This is a genomic window from Streptomyces sp. NPDC042336 (assembly GCF_055581985.1).
The window spans coordinates 1-15702 of the sequence record NZ_JBVJEA010000024.1 but is presented as its reverse complement, the minus strand read 5'-3'; the positions used below and the strand labels follow the sequence as shown (position 1 = coordinate 15702).

The 15702-nt window shown below is 70.8% G+C and carries 15 protein-coding genes; 9 read left to right on the top strand and 6 right to left on the bottom strand.

The window, feature by feature from the left end; genetic code table 11:
* The first annotated feature begins 86 nt into the window (after window positions 1-86).
* From ACZ6IM_RS34205 to ACZ6IM_RS34190, 4 genes are all read left to right on the top strand, one after another.
* On the top strand, window positions 87-1643 hold the full coding sequence (locus ACZ6IM_RS34205) for an acyl-CoA synthetase (RefSeq protein ID WP_469562056.1): 1557 nt from the start codon (window positions 87-89) through the stop codon (window positions 1641-1643).
* Window positions 1644-1657: 14 nt separating this feature from the next.
* Window positions 1658-2827 carry an acyl-CoA dehydrogenase family protein gene (locus ACZ6IM_RS34200; RefSeq protein ID WP_052838611.1) on the top strand — a complete coding sequence of 390 codons (1170 nt, stop codon included), beginning with the start codon at window positions 1658-1660 and terminating at the stop codon, window positions 2825-2827.
* A 140-nt stretch (window positions 2828-2967) separates the two neighbouring features.
* Entirely contained in the window at window positions 2968-4317 is a 1350-nt protein-coding gene (locus ACZ6IM_RS34195; RefSeq protein WP_469562053.1) for an MFS transporter, read from the top strand.
* Complete coding sequence (locus tag ACZ6IM_RS34190) at window positions 4314-6260, top strand: alkyl/aryl-sulfatase (protein ID WP_469562050.1); 1947 nt, start codon at window positions 4314-4316, stop codon at window positions 6258-6260. The genes ACZ6IM_RS34195 and ACZ6IM_RS34190 overlap by 4 nt, the downstream gene beginning before the upstream one ends.
* 196 nt (window positions 6261-6456) lie before the next feature.
* Here the strand turns inward: ACZ6IM_RS34190 and ACZ6IM_RS34185 are convergent, their stop codons facing one another.
* From ACZ6IM_RS34185 to ACZ6IM_RS34160, 6 genes are all read right to left on the bottom strand, one after another.
* Window positions 6457-6657, bottom strand: a complete 201-nt coding sequence (locus ACZ6IM_RS34185) for a hypothetical protein (RefSeq protein WP_052838613.1) — start codon at window positions 6655-6657, stop codon at window positions 6457-6459.
* Window positions 6654-7727 carry a SpoIIE family protein phosphatase gene (locus ACZ6IM_RS34180; protein ID WP_052838614.1) on the bottom strand — a complete coding sequence of 358 codons (1074 nt, stop codon included), beginning with the start codon at window positions 7725-7727 and terminating at the stop codon, window positions 6654-6656. The genes ACZ6IM_RS34185 and ACZ6IM_RS34180 overlap by 4 nt, the downstream gene beginning before the upstream one ends.
* The gene (locus ACZ6IM_RS34175; RefSeq protein WP_469562046.1) at window positions 7724-8167 is read right to left on the bottom strand and encodes an anti-sigma regulatory factor; all 444 of its coding nucleotides are present in this window, start codon (window positions 8165-8167) and stop codon (window positions 7724-7726) included. The genes ACZ6IM_RS34180 and ACZ6IM_RS34175 overlap by 4 nt, the downstream gene beginning before the upstream one ends.
* Window positions 8167-8598, bottom strand: coding sequence for an STAS domain-containing protein (locus tag ACZ6IM_RS34170; protein WP_469562043.1), 432 nt, complete (start codon window positions 8596-8598; stop codon window positions 8167-8169). The genes ACZ6IM_RS34175 and ACZ6IM_RS34170 overlap by 1 nt, the downstream gene beginning before the upstream one ends.
* Window positions 8595-9491 carry an STAS domain-containing protein gene (locus ACZ6IM_RS34165; RefSeq protein ID WP_469562040.1) on the bottom strand — a complete coding sequence of 299 codons (897 nt, stop codon included), beginning with the start codon at window positions 9489-9491 and terminating at the stop codon, window positions 8595-8597. Before ACZ6IM_RS34165 ends, ACZ6IM_RS34170 begins: the two co-directional genes overlap by 4 nt.
* 129 nt (window positions 9492-9620) lie before the next feature.
* Window positions 9621-10787, bottom strand: a complete 1167-nt coding sequence (locus ACZ6IM_RS34160) for a PP2C family protein-serine/threonine phosphatase (RefSeq protein WP_052838618.1) — start codon at window positions 10785-10787, stop codon at window positions 9621-9623.
* Window positions 10788-10969: 182 nt separating this feature from the next.
* Here ACZ6IM_RS34160 and ACZ6IM_RS34155 point away from each other — a divergent pair, with 182 nt between their 5' ends.
* From ACZ6IM_RS34155 to ACZ6IM_RS34135, 5 genes are all read left to right on the top strand, one after another.
* On the top strand, window positions 10970-11404 hold the full coding sequence (locus ACZ6IM_RS34155; RefSeq protein WP_052838761.1) for a MarR family transcriptional regulator: 435 nt from the start codon (window positions 10970-10972) through the stop codon (window positions 11402-11404).
* 333 nt (window positions 11405-11737) lie between these two features.
* Window positions 11738-12136, top strand: coding sequence for an FhaA domain-containing protein (locus tag ACZ6IM_RS34150; RefSeq protein WP_469562037.1), 399 nt, complete (start codon window positions 11738-11740; stop codon window positions 12134-12136).
* A gap of 277 nt (window positions 12137-12413) precedes the next feature.
* The gene (locus ACZ6IM_RS34145) at window positions 12414-12848 is read left to right on the top strand and encodes an ATP-binding protein (protein ID WP_469562034.1); all 435 of its coding nucleotides are present in this window, start codon (window positions 12414-12416) and stop codon (window positions 12846-12848) included.
* 202 nt (window positions 12849-13050) lie between these two features.
* A complete protein-coding gene (locus ACZ6IM_RS34140) occupies window positions 13051-14466 on the top strand; it encodes a cytochrome ubiquinol oxidase subunit I (protein ID WP_469562238.1) in 1416 nt (471 codons plus the stop codon).
* A gap of 63 nt (window positions 14467-14529) precedes the next feature.
* Complete coding sequence (locus ACZ6IM_RS34135) at window positions 14530-15558, top strand: cytochrome d ubiquinol oxidase subunit II (protein WP_469562031.1); 1029 nt, start codon at window positions 14530-14532, stop codon at window positions 15556-15558.
* Window positions 15559-15702: the final 144 nt, after the last annotated feature.

Below are 15702 nucleotides of genomic sequence, written 5' to 3'. Positions count from 1 at the left end.
CGTTGACCTGACCCTAGCGCTGCCCTTACGTTGCCCGACATCGAGATTGATACTGAACATATTGTTCTGAAACTCTGGAGGCGGCGATGAACCTCGGGCGTTACGTACGCCGGACAGCCGAGCACCATCCGGACGCGGAGGCGGTGGTGTGCGGCCAGGTCCGGCTGACCTACGCGGAACTCGACGACCACAGCGACCGACTGGCGACCGCGCTCACCGCAATGGGCCTGAGCCGGGGGGAGCGCGTGGCGACGCTCGCGGCCAACCGCGCGGAGCTGGTCGTCACGGAGGTGGCGCTCTACAAGGCGGGGCTGGCCCGGGCGCCGGTCAACGCCCGCCTCGGCGACGCCGAAGTCGCCCACCTCCTGCGGGAGTCCGACGCCCGTGTCCTGCTCACCGACGCCGCGCACCTGGACACGGCGCGGCGGGCGGTGCCCGGTTCGGGCGTGAAGGCCGTCATCGGCTACGACGGTCCCGCCGACCTCGGTCCCGGCTACGCCCAGACCCTCGCGGCCACCTCCCGCGAGGCCGTCGACGTGGAGTGCGCCGAGGACGACATCGCCGTCCTGCACTTCACCTCGGGCTCCACCGGGAAGCTCAAGGCGGCCGTCCAGACGTACGGCAACCGGCTGGCCCTGCTGCGCAAGTCGGTGATGAACCAGGCCACTCGGGTCGGGAGGGGCGACCGGCAGATCCTCGCGGGGCCCGTCACCCACGCCTCCGGCATGCCGCTCATGGGCATCTTCTTCGCCGGTGGATGCGCCGTGGTACTGCCGCGCTGGGACGCCGAGGAGTTCCTCGCCACCGTGGAACGGGAACGCGCCACCCACGCGTTCCTGGTTCCGACCATGGTCAACACGGTCCTCGCGCTGGAGAACGCCCGCGACTTCGACCTCTCCAGTCTCCGTCATCTGCTCTACGGCGCGGCGCCCATGTCACCCGCCCGGGTTCGGGCGGCCTGGGACCTCTTCGGCCCCGTGCTCAGCCAGGGGTACGGATGCGGCGAGACGACCTCCGGGGTGCTGTTCCTCTCCACGGAGGACCACCGCCGCGCCGTCGAGGGGGACGACGAGGAACTGCTGCTGTCCTGCGGCCGCCCGCTGGCCGAGGCCGAGGTGCGGATCGTCGACGACAACGGCGACCCGGTGCCGGACGGGGAGATCGGCGAGATCGCCGTCCGCGGCCCCGATGTCGTTCCCGGCTACCACAACGAGCCGGAACTGGCCGCGCGGAGCTTCCGCGACGGCTGGTTCCTCACCGGCGACCTGGCGCGGCGGCGCCGGGACGGATACGTCTTCATCGTCGACCGCAAGAAGGACATGATCATCTCCGGCGGGTTCAACATCTACGCGGTCGAGGTCGAATCCGTCCTCCACCAGCATCCCGGCGTCTTCGAGGCCGCGGTCGTAGGCGTACCCGACGAGCGGTGGGGCGAGGCGGTCAAGGCCGTCGTCGTCCCGCGGTCAGGGGTCACGCTCGACGCGGAGGAGCTGATCGCCTTCTGCGCCGAGCGCCTTGCCCGCATGAAGAAGCCCCGCTCCGTGGATGTCGTCGCCGCCTTGCCCCACAACCCCAACGGCAAGATCGACCGCCGCGCGATACGCGACACCTACTGGTCCGGCGCCGAGCGCCGCGTCCACTGAACAGGGAACACCCCATGCCCTACACCCTCACCCCGCACTACGACGACAACCTCCGCCTCCAGGACCTCGTCGGCCGGCTGCGCGCCTACCTGACCGACGAACTCCTGCCCTACGAGCGGGCGCACGGCATCACCCCCGAGAGCAGGCTGGACCGGTCCACCCTGGAAAGCGTCTGGAAGCGCAGCGCCGAGCTCGGCTTCTACGGCATCAGCCTGCCGCCGGAACTCGGCGGCCAGGGACTGAACTTCACCGAACTGTGTGCTCTGAAGGAGGAGCTCACCGCCTCCGGGGCGGCCCTGTCCCACTCGGTCCTCGGCGACATGGGCGGACCGCTGCGCGTCGGCGCGATCATGAAGTACGCCACCGACGAGCAGCGGGAGCGCTATCTCCTGCCGGTCGTACGGGGCGAACGCGCCTGCTGCTTCTCCCTCACCGAACAGGACGCCGGTTCGGACGTACGCCGCATGAGGACCACCGCGACGCGCGACGGCGACAGTTACGTGCTGAGCGGGCACAAGGTCTTCAGCTCCGCCGCCCCGTTCGCCGACTTCGCGGTCGTCGTCGCCCGGATGGCGGACAGCGAGGAGACCTACAGCGCCTTCCTCGTCGACCTGGACACCCCCGGCTGCCGTGTCCTGGACGGCGCCGTGCCCATGTCGGGCCAGCAGATGGAAGGCGACCTGCTCTTCGAGGACTGCCGCGTCCCCGTCGCGAACCTGCTCGGAGAGGTCGGCCAGGGGCTGCGCATCGGCATCGGCCGCATCACCCTCAACCGGCTGCTCCACTGTCCCTCCCTGATCGGGGCCGCCCGGCGCGCCTGGGATCTGTCCGTCGCCCACGCCAGGACCCGGGTCGCGTTCGGGCAGCCGCTGCTCGCTCTCCAAGCCATCCAGCACAAGCTCGCCGACATGGCCACCGACCTCTACGCGGCCCGGTCGATGGTCCTCGCCACCGCCGCGAAGGCCGACCGCGGCGAGAACATCGCGGTGGAGGCGAACATGTGCAAGCTGTTCACCGCCGAAGCGTGCTTCCGCACGGCGGACCAGGCCGTGCAGATCCACGGCAAGGACGGACTGACCCGCGGTCACGAGGTCGAGCAGATCTTCCGGTCCCTGCGCATGTTCCGGATCGTCACCGGCACGACCGAGATCCACAAGAACGCCATCGTCAAGGCACTCGTCTGACCGGCGCCCCGGGGAGGCCGTCCGAGCCGGACCTCCCCGGGTCCGCTCGCCGTGTGCCCGGCCCATCCCGCCGCGGCTCCCCCGGCGCCACCGGCGGTCCGCGCCCGCCCCTGCTCGACCCGCATCCGCAGGAGTCACCCATGGCACCCCAACCCTCCGCGCCTCCCGCCGACCGTTCGGCGCGCCCGGCCGCCGCCCGCCCGACCGACCGCCGCCGCGCCTGGCTGGTGACGGCCATGATCGTCACCTTCATGGTCATCAACTTCGCCGACAAGTCGGTCCTCGGCCTCGCCGCCGTCCCGATCATGGACGAGTTGCACATCAGCAACAGCACCTACGGACTGATCTCCAGCTCCTTCTACCTCCTGTTCAGCCTCTCCGGTCTCGTCGTCGGATTCTTCTCCTCCCGCATCTCCAGCAGGACCATGCTCTTCGTCATGGCGCTGCTGTGGGCGGTCGCCCAACTGCCCGTTCTGGCCCTGGCGGCGGTCCCGACCCTGATCGCGGGCCGCGTCCTGCTGGGTGTCGCGGAAGGCCCGGCGGCCTCGATGTCCATGCACGCGCTGTACAAGTGGTTCCCGCCCGAGCGGCGCGGGTTGCCCTCGGCCCTGCAGATCGGCGGCGCCGCGATCGGCACGCTGGTCTCCGCGCCCGTGCTCATCTGGCTCATCACGGATTTCGGATGGCGGTCGGCATACGCCGTCCTGGCCGTCGTCAGCCTGCTGTGGGCGCTGGTGTGGTGGCGGACGGGCCACGACGGACCGTACGACGAGGCACGTGCGCCACGGGCCGGTGACGTACGGCCGGTGAAGCAGCTGCCCTACCGTCGGCTGCTGCTCACCGGAACCACGCTGGGCAGCATCGCCAGCGCCTTCGGAGCCGCCTGGGCGCTCGCTCTGGCCCACGCCTGGCTGCCCGCCTACCTCAGGACCCAGCTCGATCTGGGTCCCGGGACGGTGGCGACCGCCATCAGCGGCATTTCCGCGCTCAGCCTCGTGCTGCTGCTGACCGTCTCGCCGCTCATGGACGCCCTCAAGGCCCGCGGGGTGTCCAGCCGCTGGTCCAGCGGAGCCGCACAGGGAGCCTCGGTATGTGTCGCCGGCTGTGCCATGGTCGCCTTTCCCTTCGTCGACGGCGATGCCGTCCGGATGCTCCTGATCGGGGTGGCCTTCGGCACGGTCGCCGTCGCGATCCCCTTGCACTACGTGACCGTCGCAGAGGTGGTTCCGGCAGCCCAACGCGGAGCCGTCTTCGGCATCGTCGCCGCGACGGGCACCCTCCCCGGCCTGATCGCGCCCTTCGTCACCGGCCACCTCATCGACGCGGCGGACACCGCCTCCTCCGGCTACGCGACCGCTTTCCTCGTCGCAGCCGGGGTGATGCTGCCGGCGGGCGCCTCGGCCATCACCGCCATCCGGCCGGAACGGGACGCGCGACGGCTCGGCCTGCTCCGCCTCGCGACCGACACCGAGAAGGGTGCACACACATGAATCCGATGAACCGACGTGGCTTCGTCGCCGCCGCCGCGGGCGCCGCCGCGGCGGCCGTGCCTGTGAACGCGCCGGCGTCCGAGGCGTCCCCCGGCCGCGGGGCCTCGGGGACACCGTCCCCCACCCACACCGGCGATCTCCCCTACGACGACCGAACCGATTTCGCCGACGCCGACCGTGGCTTCATCGCCGCGTACACCGGAGGACCGATCACCACGCCCGCCGGCAGCACCGCCTGGGACCCCGACGCCCACCGCTTCCTCGCCGACGCGACCGAGACCCCGCCGACGACCGTCGACCCGAGCCTGTGGCGCCAGGCCAGGCTGCTGTCCCGCCAGGGGCTCTACGAGGTCACGGACCGCATCTACCAGGTCCGCGGCCTGGACCTGTCCAACATGACCATCGTCGAGGGCGACACCGGCATCATCGTCGTAGACCCCCTGACCTCCGCGGAGACCGCGGCCGCGGCACTGCGGCTGTACCGTGTCCACCGCGGGAACCGCCCGGTCAGGGCCATGATCTACACCCACCCCCACGTCGACCACTTCGGCGGCTGCCGGGGCGTCCTGCCCGACGGCGCCGACGGCACACCCGTCCTCGCGCCGCGCGGCTTCATGGAGCACGCGGTCAGCGAGAACGTCTACGCGGGCCCCGCCATGTCCCGCCGTGCGGGCTACATGTACGGCACCAACCTGCCCACCGACGCGGCCGGCCAGGTCGGCTGCGGCCTCGGGCTCGCCGTCTCCACCGGCACCATCGGCCTGATACCGCCCACCCGGTACATCGAGGCCACCGGGCAGGAGGTCACCCTCGACGGTGTACGGATCCGTTTCCAGATGACTCCGGGTACGGAGTGCCAGGAGGAAATGAACTTCCTCCTGCCCGACCTGCGGGCGGTGTGCATGGCCGAGAACGCCACCCACACGATGCACAACGTCCTGACCCTGCGCGGCGCCCAGGTCCGCGACGCGCACGCCTGGGCCGGATACCTGACGGAGTCGATCGGCCTCTACGCGGGCGCCGCCGATGTGGCGTTCGCCTCCCACCACTGGCCCACCTGGGGCAACGACGACATCGTCGCCCTGCTCACCCGGCAACGGGATCTCTACGGCTATCTGCACGACCAGACCGTCCGCCTCATCAACAAGGGTCTCAACGGCACCGAGATCGCCGAAAGCCTGCGCCTGCCGCCGCAGTTGGAGCAGGCGTGGGCCAACCGTGGCTACTACGGCTCCCTCAGCCACAACGTCAAGGCCGTCTACCAGCGGTACATGGGCTGGTTCGACGCCAACCCGGCGCACCTGTGGGAACACCCGCCGGCCGAGGAGGCGCGACGGTGGGTCGAGTCCCTCGGGGGGCAGGCCGCCGTGCGGGCCCGTGCCCGGCACTACAGCGACCGGGGCGACCTGCGCTTCGCGGTGACGCTCCTCAATCACGCCGTCTTCAACGATCCGGCCGATGCCAGGGCGAAGCAGCAACTCGCCGTGCTCTACCTGCGCTTGGGCCGGGCCGCCGAGAACGCCGTGTGGCGCAACTTCTACCTCACCGGTGCGCAAGAGCTGATGCACGGGGCCAAGCCGGTTCCCAAGCCCACCACGGGGCCCGATCTGCACCGGGCACTGACGGTCGCACAGCTCATCGACGGCCTGGCCGTACGCGTCAACGGACCCGAGGCGTGGTCGCTGCGTCTCGCCCTCGACTGGCACATCGACGATGTCTACTGGCACCTTCGGCTCGCCAACGGGGTACTCACCTGGACCAGCGGCGCGAGCCCCGACCCCGATACGGGGCTGACCATGACGATGACCAAGACGCAACTCCTCGCGCTGCTCGCGGGCAAGGGCACCGCGGGCATCACCATGACGGGTGACGGCTCGCAACTGTCACGGCTCCTGTCGGTCCTGGACACCCCGGACCACCGCTTCCCCGTCGTCACCCCCTGAGGTCGCGACGCCGCGCGAGGACTTTCTGGACGACCGCCGGCTCCGAGTTGCGGCAGAGCAGCAGGCACACGTCGCCGTCGCGTTCGGAGTCGTGCAGGAGGGGTGTGAGCAGGTCGTCGGCGGCCGCGTCCGTGTCCTGCTCCAGGTCTCGTCTCGCGTACTCAGGGTGTCGAAGCGGGGGCTGGGGCGGTGAGCGTCAGGATGCCCAGCAGGTGTGTGCCCCGAGGGGTGCGGCAACCGCCGCGGCGGCGGGATGTTCCCGCATGCCGCGGGCGTCTTCGGGCCTGTCCTGGTCGCGGTCGATGGCGGGGCGTACCCGGGCCGCGTCGGTGGCGGGGCGTACCCGGGCCGCGTCGGTGGCGGAGGCGACCTTCCCGGCGTCGGAAGTCGCGGTCATGGATGTCCGGTCCCGGGGCCGGGGGCCAGTACGGCCACGCTGGTGTCGTCACGCAGGGGGCGGGCCGCGCTGCCGGCGTCCCGCAGGACGACCGCGGCCACCAGGGCCGGGTCGTGGGCTTGGAGCCTGGGGTCGTGCGGCGGCTCCCACCGGCTTGGGAGCCCGTCGCTGTGCAGGACGAGCAGGCTGTCCGCCTGCCAGGCCGCTCCGTGCAGGGGCACCCTCGCCGGGAAGTGCGCTCCGACGATGCCGGGGTGGGACGTGAGGGCGTGCCAGGAGCCGTCGGTGCGGAGCCGGGCACCGATGTTGCCCACACCGGCGAAGGAGAGGTGGCCGCTGGTCTCGTCGAGCTGCGCCACACCGACGGCCGCGCCTCGCGTGTCGTGCAGGGCGGTGTGCAACTGCCGGAGGATGTCGGCCGGTGGCCGGTCGGCGGTTGCGTGCAGCGCGTGGACGGCGGCGGTGGACGCCCGGGCCGCTGCTTCGCCGTGTCCGAGTCCGTCCGCGAGCATCAGGGTGAGTCGCGAGCCTGAGCGCACCCAGGCGAAGGAGTCCCCGGAGTGCTCGGCGTGGGCGAGTGAGGTGTTGACTCCCCCGGCTCGGGCTCCCGTGACGGAGCGGACCGGCCGGGACCGGCGGCCGGCGGAAGTCATCGACTGGCTGACGCGCGCCATGGCCACGGTGCCGCGGCCCGGTCGGCTGTGGAGGTCGAAGTCGCTGGATATCCGCAGGCAGGTGCCCAGGCCGGCGCCGAGGGAGACGGCGGAAGTGGTGTAGCCGTCCCGCAGGGTCTCCTGGATGTCGTCGATGCCGGGCCCGTGATCGAGCGAGATGATCTGCACGTGCGGCACGGCCTCCGCGAACGTGTCGGACGGGCCGGTCAGGTTGATGATGATGCGTCCGCCGCTGGCGTGTTTGACCAGATTGGTGGCCAGCTCGGTGGCCACCAGGGCGGCGACCGCCGTGGAGTGCGCGTCCATGCCGCCGGCGGCGCAGGCGGCTTCCGCCGCGACGCGGGCGTCCCGGACCCGGGTGCTGTCCTGGAGGGGAACGTCCCAGACCCTGCTCATGATCCGCCCGTACGGGCGGAGGGCAGGGTGGTGGCCCAGTCGGTGATGGTGACGGTGGTGCCCTGTCCGGGGCGGGTGTCGACGGTGAACTCCTGGACGAGCCGCTTGGCCCCGCTCAGGCCCAGGCCCAGACCGCCCCCGGAGGTGTATCCGTCGGTCATGGCCAGCTCCAGGTCCGGGATTCCGGGGCCCTCGTCGGTGAAGGCCAGTCGCAGTCCTCGGCCGGCACCGTCGTCGAGGTGCGTCATCTCCACGTGTCCGCCGCCGCCGTGCACAAGGGTGTTGCGGGCCAGCTCGCTGGCCGCGGTCACCAGCTTCGTCTGCTGGACCAGGCTGAAGCCGAGGCCGGCAGCGGCCTGGCGTACTTCGTGACGGACCCAGGCCAGGTCCGCGTCCGAGCCGATGTGCAGACGTGTCGTCGCGGCGGATGGGGCATGCATCACGCACCCCCTTCCGGGTGAACGCGGTGAGCGGACAGAGGGGCTCGTCCCAGCAGGGACAGAGCCGCTTCGACGTCCAGGGCAGTCACCAGGCCGGGCAGGGTCAGGCCCAGCTCGACGAGGGTGATGGCCACGGCGGGGCGCATCCCGGCCAGGACCGTGCGGGCGGCCAGCAGGCTCGCGGACGCCGCGATCTCGGCCAGGACGCGGCCGAGGAAGGAGTCGACGATCTCCACGCCGGAGATGTCGATCACCACACCACCCACCGGCGCCGCGCTGGAGGCGATGCGGTGGGCCACGTCGTCCTGCAGCTGTTCGGCCGCCCCGTCGTGCAGTTCCCCCTGCAGCGTGACCAGCAGGACATCCCCCAGCGCGAGCACCGGTACGGGAACCGGAACCGGTGCAGGCAGGGAGGCGGAGAACTCTGTCACGGGGTGCTCGCTCCCGCGACCGGCCGCGGGGAGACGACGATGCCCTGCCGGGTGAGGGCGTGCGCCAGGGCGTCGGCCAGGGTGGCGCGGGTGGTGATCGACCCGAGGTCGATGCCGAGGTGGACGATGGTCTGGGCGATGGCGGGGCGGATTCCGGAGACGATGCATTCGGCCCCCATCAGGCGGGCCGCGGCGACGGTCTTCATCAGGTGCTGCGCCACGAGCGAGTCCACGGTCGGCACGCCGGTGATGTCGAGGATGGCGTACCGGGCCCGCTGGGCCACGATCGCTTCCAGCAGGTTCTCCATCACCACCTGGCTGCGGGCGCTGTCCAGGGTGCCGATCAGCGGCACGGCGACGATGCCTTCCCACAGTTGGATGACCGGGGTGGCGACCTCCAGCAGTTGCTCGCGCTGGCGGGCGATCAGCTCCTCGCCGGCGTGCACCGTCGTCTGCATCACCACGAGCCGGAGCGTGCCCATGAGAACCGTCAGCGCCACCAGGCAGGCGTGCGTCTCCTCGACGGGGCGCTCTTCGAAGTCGGCCCGCAGCAGTGCGCCGACCGGCTCGCGCAGGCCGGCGACCTCGTCGGCGATCTGCGACGGGCCCTGCCCGGCCCGGCTCCGGGAGGCGGACATCCGCCCCAACTGGTCTCTCACGGCGCCGAAACCGGGCGCCGTCACGTCCGCCAGCCGCCCGGTGCGGGCCACGTCCGCCAGAGCGTCCACCACGGCCTTGCACGCCTCGACCGCCTCGCCCCGCGAGACGGTGAAGACCGTGCGGAACAGCGCGGCGTCCGCCCATCGCTGGGCGATCTGCTCACGGCGGCGTTCCAGGAAGGCGCCCAGTTCCCGCGCCGTCTCGGGGGCCGTGTCGTGCTCCGCCACCTGCATCGTCTCCCTGCTGTGGACCTCTGGCCGACCGAACGGTGGACCATCAGACAATTATTGCCGGATGACAAACGTTAGCGCGATGGGCCGAGTCGAACAACACGCGATCCTCACGATCGCCCGGCCCGACCGTCAGCCCTCCCGTCTTCCGTACCAGTCCAGGCACATGACCAGGGCGTCGTCGTCCGGCACGGCCTCGCCGCGGTGGCCGGTCAGCTCCCGCAGGATGGCGCGCGGCACCTCCGCGGCAGGCAGCAGCCGGGTCGCGTGGATGGCCCGGGCGAGGGCCGCGTCCCCGTAGGTCTCCCCCTTGGGAGAAGCCACCGCGTGGACGCCGTCACTGACGCAGACCAGCCGGTCACCGGGTTCCACGTGGAAGTCCTGCACCACGTAGTCGGTCTCCTCGAACATACCCAGCGGCAGCTGCGCCTCGAAGGACACACGTTCCACCTTGCCGTCCCGCAGCCGCAGCAGCTGGGGGGAGCCGGCGTCCACCACGCTCGCCCGGCCGGCATCCAGATCGAAGTCGAACATGAGGACGGACAGGTAGCAGCGCCCCTGGTAGTGGGCGTAGACCGCCTGATCGGCCAGGGCGGCCTGGTCGGCGATGGGAATACCGGCGCGGCGCGCGTTGCGCAGGGCGTTGATCGCCAGGTTCGTCAGCAGGGAGGCCTCTATCCCCTCGCCCATGCCGTTGGTCACATAGAGCATCAGATGGTCGGCGGTGGCGGACCAGTCGAAATTGTCGCCGTAAATCGCGTAGGCGGGCTCCAGCTGAGCGCCCAACTCGTACTCGGGACGGGAGCAGGAGCGGCCGGGCAGCAACTGCCACTGCATCTCGGCGGCCAGGGTCAGCCGGTCCCTGCGACGCGCCTGCAGGTACAGGTCGGTGTCACGTTCCGCCACCATCACCTCGTGCCCCAGCACGGAGGCGATCTCGGCCAGCTCGGACTCGCGCTCCCGGGCGTCGGCCTCCGGCAGCGTGACGCTCAGCACACCGAGGCGGTCGCCGCGCACACTGACCGGCAGGTGCAGGCGCGCCCGCCCGTCCCGGGCGTCTTCGCAATAGGGCTCCTGGGAGCCGAAGGCCCGCCCGGCGGGACTGTTGTGCACCGACACCGGCTCCATGGTGTGCGGGAGCACCGACACCGGCTGAAGCACGGTCAGGCCGTAATCCGCCATGAACAGCTCGACGTCCTCCACACCGTACTGGTCGGCCAGTACGGCACGGATGGCGTCGAGCAGCTCGTGCGGAGCCGCCGTACGCAGCGCGCGCTCGGCGGCTACAAATCTGTTCATGATGGGATATACACCAATCTTTCGTCCTACAACGAAACGCTTCTCGCTCACGGAGTCGCATCGGTCGCGCCGGAGTCTCTGTACTCGGCGACTGCGCCTAGTACGCTTGCAGGCACCCCAGCGCCTGCGAGAGTGTGATCGTGACTGCCTTCCGCCGCCCGGAGCCCGACGAGGTCGCGCGTGTGACCACGACGGCCGTTGAGCTGCTGGAAGTCGTGTGGGGGCGGGCTTCCACCGCGCCCACGTCCGCCTCCCAGCTGCGCGTGCTGCACATCCTCGAGCACCACGACGGCATCAACCTGCGCACCCTCGCCGAGTCCCTCGCCTCCACACCACCGTCCACCAGCCGGCTCTGCGACCGCCTGCACGCGGCCGGATTCGTCGAGCGGGTGACGCGCCCGGAGGACAGACGCGAGGTGCGGCTGCACCTCAGCAGCCGAGGCCGCGCCTTCCTCGCCGATCTGCGGGCCCGCAGAGAAAAGGAACTGCGAAAGGTACTCGCGGATATGCCCGTCGCGAAGCGAGTGGCCCTGCTGGAGGGGCTGGAGGCGTTCTGCGACACCGCGGCAGCGCAGATGCACGGGGACGTGACGGACTCCGACAGCCGCACCGCCTGACCCGGCGCTCGCGGCACCGACTGCGTCGCACGCAGGCGACAGCGCTCGACGCGCGGAGTGGTTCCCGCCCATCGGAGCATCTCAGGTCCTCTCCCCTCGTACCCGATACCGACACCCTGTTGCCGATGACCATCATTGTCACATGGCAACTATGCGGTTGTTGTCCCTTGCTTTGACCCGTGTACCCGCTCAAAGCGCGTTCTGCCGCGGCTGTGTGCCATATCGCTCCACTCCGGTGGCGGGCCGACCGCCTCGGCGGTGCTCGGCGCAGTTGGCGGCGCGTTGCCGTGCCGCCGGAAGTACGCCCGTATGGGTGAGCCTGCTCGGGATGGGGTGGGGCAGGCGCCCCCGATGGGATTCCTCGAAAGCGAACGCGTCATGGAGCAATGGGTGATGAACGTGTGGAGCCGCCTGTCACCGGCTCGGCAGACGCGCGGCGAGGCCTTGACCACGTTATTGCGGCAATGCGACGAGAACGCCCTGATCGTCGGTCGGCAGCGCGTCGTGGCACCCAACGCCTTCGTCATCGAACTGCTTCCGCAGACCCACCGCCTGCTCTCGGACAGCCCGCTGCCCGTGGCCCCTGCCCTCGCCGCCCACGTCCGCCGCCATGCGGCCGAGCAGGGGTACACCTTCGCCGGTCCGGTCACGGTTCACCTGTGCCCCGCGCCGGACGACCGCACCGACCGGTTCCGGGTTCACAGCCGCATCGCTCCGGCGAACGCGCGATGAGGCTGTCGCGGCGAATGCCACGGGCGCAGAAGGCCGTGTGAGACGGCCCGCGGAGTGCATTTGCGGAACGGGCCTTTTCACACGGGTCTTGAGGCGACTAAGAATCGTCGCCGCGGCAGGGGACCAGAAATGCACTGCCTCCCTCGGAGATTTTCTTCAGGAGCAACACAGAAAAGCGTGCGTATACACCCGCAAGGGCGCGTTACGGGTTGAAGTCCTGTCGGGCGGGCACACGCTGTGCCTGCCGGCACAACCGATCAGGACCGGGTGGTAGTGCATGACCGACATCGACACCACACGTACTTTCACCCCCAGGGCCCTTGTCCGTACCGAAGGTGACAGCCCTTGTGGCATCGCTCACGCTCGTGACGTCACTCGCGCCTTCGTCGACGGACTGGACCCGGCCCCGGCCGCCGAGTCGGCGCAGACTCTCGTCCTCGTGGTCTCCGAACTCACCACCAACGCCCTGCGGCACGGCGGCGGTCGGTACACGCTCGAACTCACGGCGACCGCGGACACGCTGAACGCCGCCGTGAGCGATCCCGACCCCACTCCCCCACGGGAGCGGACCCCCGACCTCAACGGTGGCACCGGCGGGTTCGGATGGCCCATGGTCCGCCGCCTCACCAGCAAGGTCACCGTCACCGCGGTCCCCGGACAGGGCAAGACCATCCACGTCCGCCTGCCGCGACGGCCGTCCCCGCCCCGCTGATCCGGCGCAAGCGGCGGCTCGTGCCGGCGACATCCCGACGGCCCCGGCCCCGAGCGCCTCGATGACCGCGTGCATGTGGCCTGCGCCGAGGCGTGGCGCGGGCGGCTTCGGGGCTCCGTGCCGCTACCTTCAAGGAGCACAAACCGGCGCATACACCACGACGCCGGGCAGGGCTCACCGGTGGGAGGCAGGCGTGGCCGTCATGCATCATCTGGCCGGGCCCCCGTGGCCGGTCGCCGTACTGGCCGTGGACAAGGTGTCCGAGGGGGACCTCGCCGCGGCCCGGGCACAGATGGGGTTCTCCCTCGCCTGGCACATCGTCGTCGCGTGCCTCGGTGTGGGCCTGCCCGCGCTCACGTTGATCGCCGAGTGGTACGGGATCCGTACCGGAAAACCCGCCCACCGGCTCCTGGCACGCAGGTGGGCTCGTGCGATGGGCGTGCTCTTCGCCGTGGGCGCGGTGTCCGGCACGATCCTCAGCTTCGAGATGGGGCTGCTGTGGCCGGGGCTGATGGGGAGGTTCGGGCAGGTCATCGGGCTGCCCTTCGCCCTGGAGGGCATCGCCTTCTTCATCGAGGCGATCTTTCTGGGCATCTACCTCTACGCCTGGGACCGGTTGCCGCCGAAGCGGCACCTGCTCACCGGGCTGCCGATCGTGGTGGCGGGTGTCGCGTCGGCGTTCTTCGTGGTCTGTGCCAACGCCTGGATGAACCAGCCCCGTGGCTTCGTGCTGCGCGAGGGGCACGTGTTCGACGTGGACCCATGGGCCGCCATGCTCAATCCCGCGAGTCCGCCGCAGACCGTGCACATGATCCTCGCCGCGTTCATGGTGGCGTCCTTCCTGACGGCCTCGGTCTACGCCGTCGCACTGCTGCGGGGCCGCCGGGACGCCTATCACAAGGCGGGGTTCTACATCCCTTTCACGCTGGGAGCGGTGGTGACGCCGTTTCAGCTCGTCGTGGGCGACTGGGCCGCGCGGTTCCTCGCGGAGTTCCAGCCGACGAAACTGGCGGCGATCGAGGGCGTGTTCACCACCGGCTCGCACGTGCCGCTGACCCTGGGCGGCATCGCCCGTGACGACGCCCTGCGCTACGGGCTGGAGATCCCCAACGGTCTTTCCCTGCTGGTCGGCTACTCACCGAGCACCGTCGTCCAGGGCCTGGACAAGGTGCCGCGCAGTCAGTGGCCGGCGGTGACGGGCGTGCACTGGGCGTTCGACATCATGGTGGCGATCGGGCTGTTCCTCCTGGCCCTGGGGGCGTGGCTGCTGCTGTCCTGGTGGCGGGGACGGCGGACCCGGGGCCATTTGCTCGACCAGCGCGGATCCCGGCTGTTCCTGACGCTGGCCACGATCGGCGGTCCCGCCTCGGTGGTCGCGCTGGAGAGCGGCTGGTGTGTCACCGAACTCGGACGGCAGCCCTGGATCGTCTGGGGAATCATGAGCGTGCGTGACGCCGTCAACCCTGCGCCGGGCCTCATGACCGGGCTGTGGCTGGTGCTGATCGTCTATGCCGGCATGACCGTCGCCACCGTCTATGTGCTCCGCCGTCTGGCCAAGGGCACTGCCGTGCCCCTGGCCCCGCAGGAGCAGGACGTCGAGAACTATCCCGTCGTATGACCGCTGTTTCCACCACCTGAACCGCTTCTCGCGCCGCCCAGTCGGCCAGCACCGGAGGTGACCGTGCTCGCAGACACGGCTCTTGCTGTCATGTGGGTGGGCCTGACCTGCTACGCCCTGTTCGGCGGAGCGGACTTCGGGGCCGGCGTGTGGGACCTGCTCGCCGGCGGGTCCCGGCGCGGGCTGCCCCAGCGCCGTCTGATCGAGCACAGCATCGGTCCCATCTGGGAGGCCAACCACGTATGGCTCATCTTCGTGATCGTGCTGCTGTGGTCCGCGTTCTCCCCGGTCTTCGCCGCCGTCATGTCCACGCTCTACCTGCCGCTGACGCTCGCCGCCCTGGGCATCATCGCGCGAGGGGCCGCCTTCGCCTTCCGCAAGGCGAGCACCGAGCTGTGGCAGCAGCGGCTGTTCGGGGCGTTCTTCGCGCTGTCCTCCCTGCTCACGCCGTTCTTCCTCGGCGCCGTCGCCGGGGCTGTCGCCTCCGGACGGGTACCGCCGGGCCTCGCCGCCGGCGATGTGATCACCAGCTGGCTCAACCCGACGTCCGCCCTCGGCGGCGTCCTGGCGGTCACCACCTGCACCCATCTCGCCGCGGTGTACCTGTGTGCCGACGCCGCCCGCGACGGCGAGCGGGCGCTCGCCTCGGTCTTCGCCCGTCGCGCCGTCATCAGCGGCCTGGTCAGTGGCGCCGTCGCGGCCGCCGGTATCGCCGTGCTGCACGCGGACGCCCCCGAACTCTTCCACGGGCTGACCCATCGCGCGCTGCCGCTGGTCGTCCTGAGCGTCGTCGCCGGTCTCCTCGGCCTCGCCCTGCTGCACCGCGAACGGTTCGTGGCGGCCCGCCCCGCCTCGGCGCTGGCGGTGGCCGCGATCCTGTGGGCGTGGGGCGCGGCGCAGTACCCCGCGATGCTGGTCGGCGGAACGACGGTCGAACAGGCCGCCTCGGACGGTGCGGTCCTGGCCGCCTGCCTGGTGGTACTGGCCGCGGGGGCTCTCCTGCTCGTGCCCTCGCTGTGGCTGCTGTACGCCACGTTCCAACGGCCCGCACCTGCCGCCCCGCCGGACTCCTCGCCCTCCTCCGAATCCTGAGGACGAGGAGCGCGAGGCCGTCGGCCCGGGGTGTCGGCGGCGAGAGCCGTCAGTCCATGTCGGGCAGGTGGTCCCGCTCCAGGGCTTGCATGGCGTGGGACGCGTTGAACGGCAGGATCGTGACCGCTACGTGCGGAAGTTGCT

Excerpts from the sequence above, each read along its gene's own strand:
- ACZ6IM_RS34205 (WP_469562056.1), top strand. The coding sequence starts at position 87 with ATGAACCTCGGGCGTTACGTACGCCGGACAGCCGAGCACCATCCGGAC.
- ACZ6IM_RS34200 (WP_052838611.1), top strand. The coding sequence starts at position 1,658 with ATGCCCTACACCCTCACCCCGCACTACGACGACAACCTCCGCCTCCAG.
- ACZ6IM_RS34195 (WP_469562053.1), top strand. The coding sequence starts at position 2,968 with ATGGCACCCCAACCCTCCGCGCCTCCCGCCGACCGTTCGGCGCGCCCG.
- ACZ6IM_RS34190 (WP_469562050.1), top strand. The coding sequence starts at position 4,314 with ATGAATCCGATGAACCGACGTGGCTTCGTCGCCGCCGCCGCGGGCGCC.
- ACZ6IM_RS34185 (WP_052838613.1), bottom strand. The coding sequence starts at position 6,657 with ATGACCGCGACTTCCGACGCCGGGAAGGTCGCCTCCGCCACCGACGCG.
- ACZ6IM_RS34180 (WP_052838614.1), bottom strand. The coding sequence starts at position 7,727 with ATGAGCAGGGTCTGGGACGTTCCCCTCCAGGACAGCACCCGGGTCCGG.
- ACZ6IM_RS34175 (WP_469562046.1), bottom strand. The coding sequence starts at position 8,167 with ATGCATGCCCCATCCGCCGCGACGACACGTCTGCACATCGGCTCGGAC.
- ACZ6IM_RS34165 (WP_469562040.1), bottom strand. The coding sequence starts at position 9,491 with ATGCAGGTGGCGGAGCACGACACGGCCCCCGAGACGGCGCGGGAACTG.
- ACZ6IM_RS34160 (WP_052838618.1), bottom strand. The coding sequence starts at position 10,787 with ATGAACAGATTTGTAGCCGCCGAGCGCGCGCTGCGTACGGCGGCTCCG.
- ACZ6IM_RS34145 (WP_469562034.1), top strand. The coding sequence starts at position 12,414 with ATGACCGACATCGACACCACACGTACTTTCACCCCCAGGGCCCTTGTC.
- ACZ6IM_RS34140 (WP_469562238.1), top strand. The coding sequence starts at position 13,051 with ATGCATCATCTGGCCGGGCCCCCGTGGCCGGTCGCCGTACTGGCCGTG.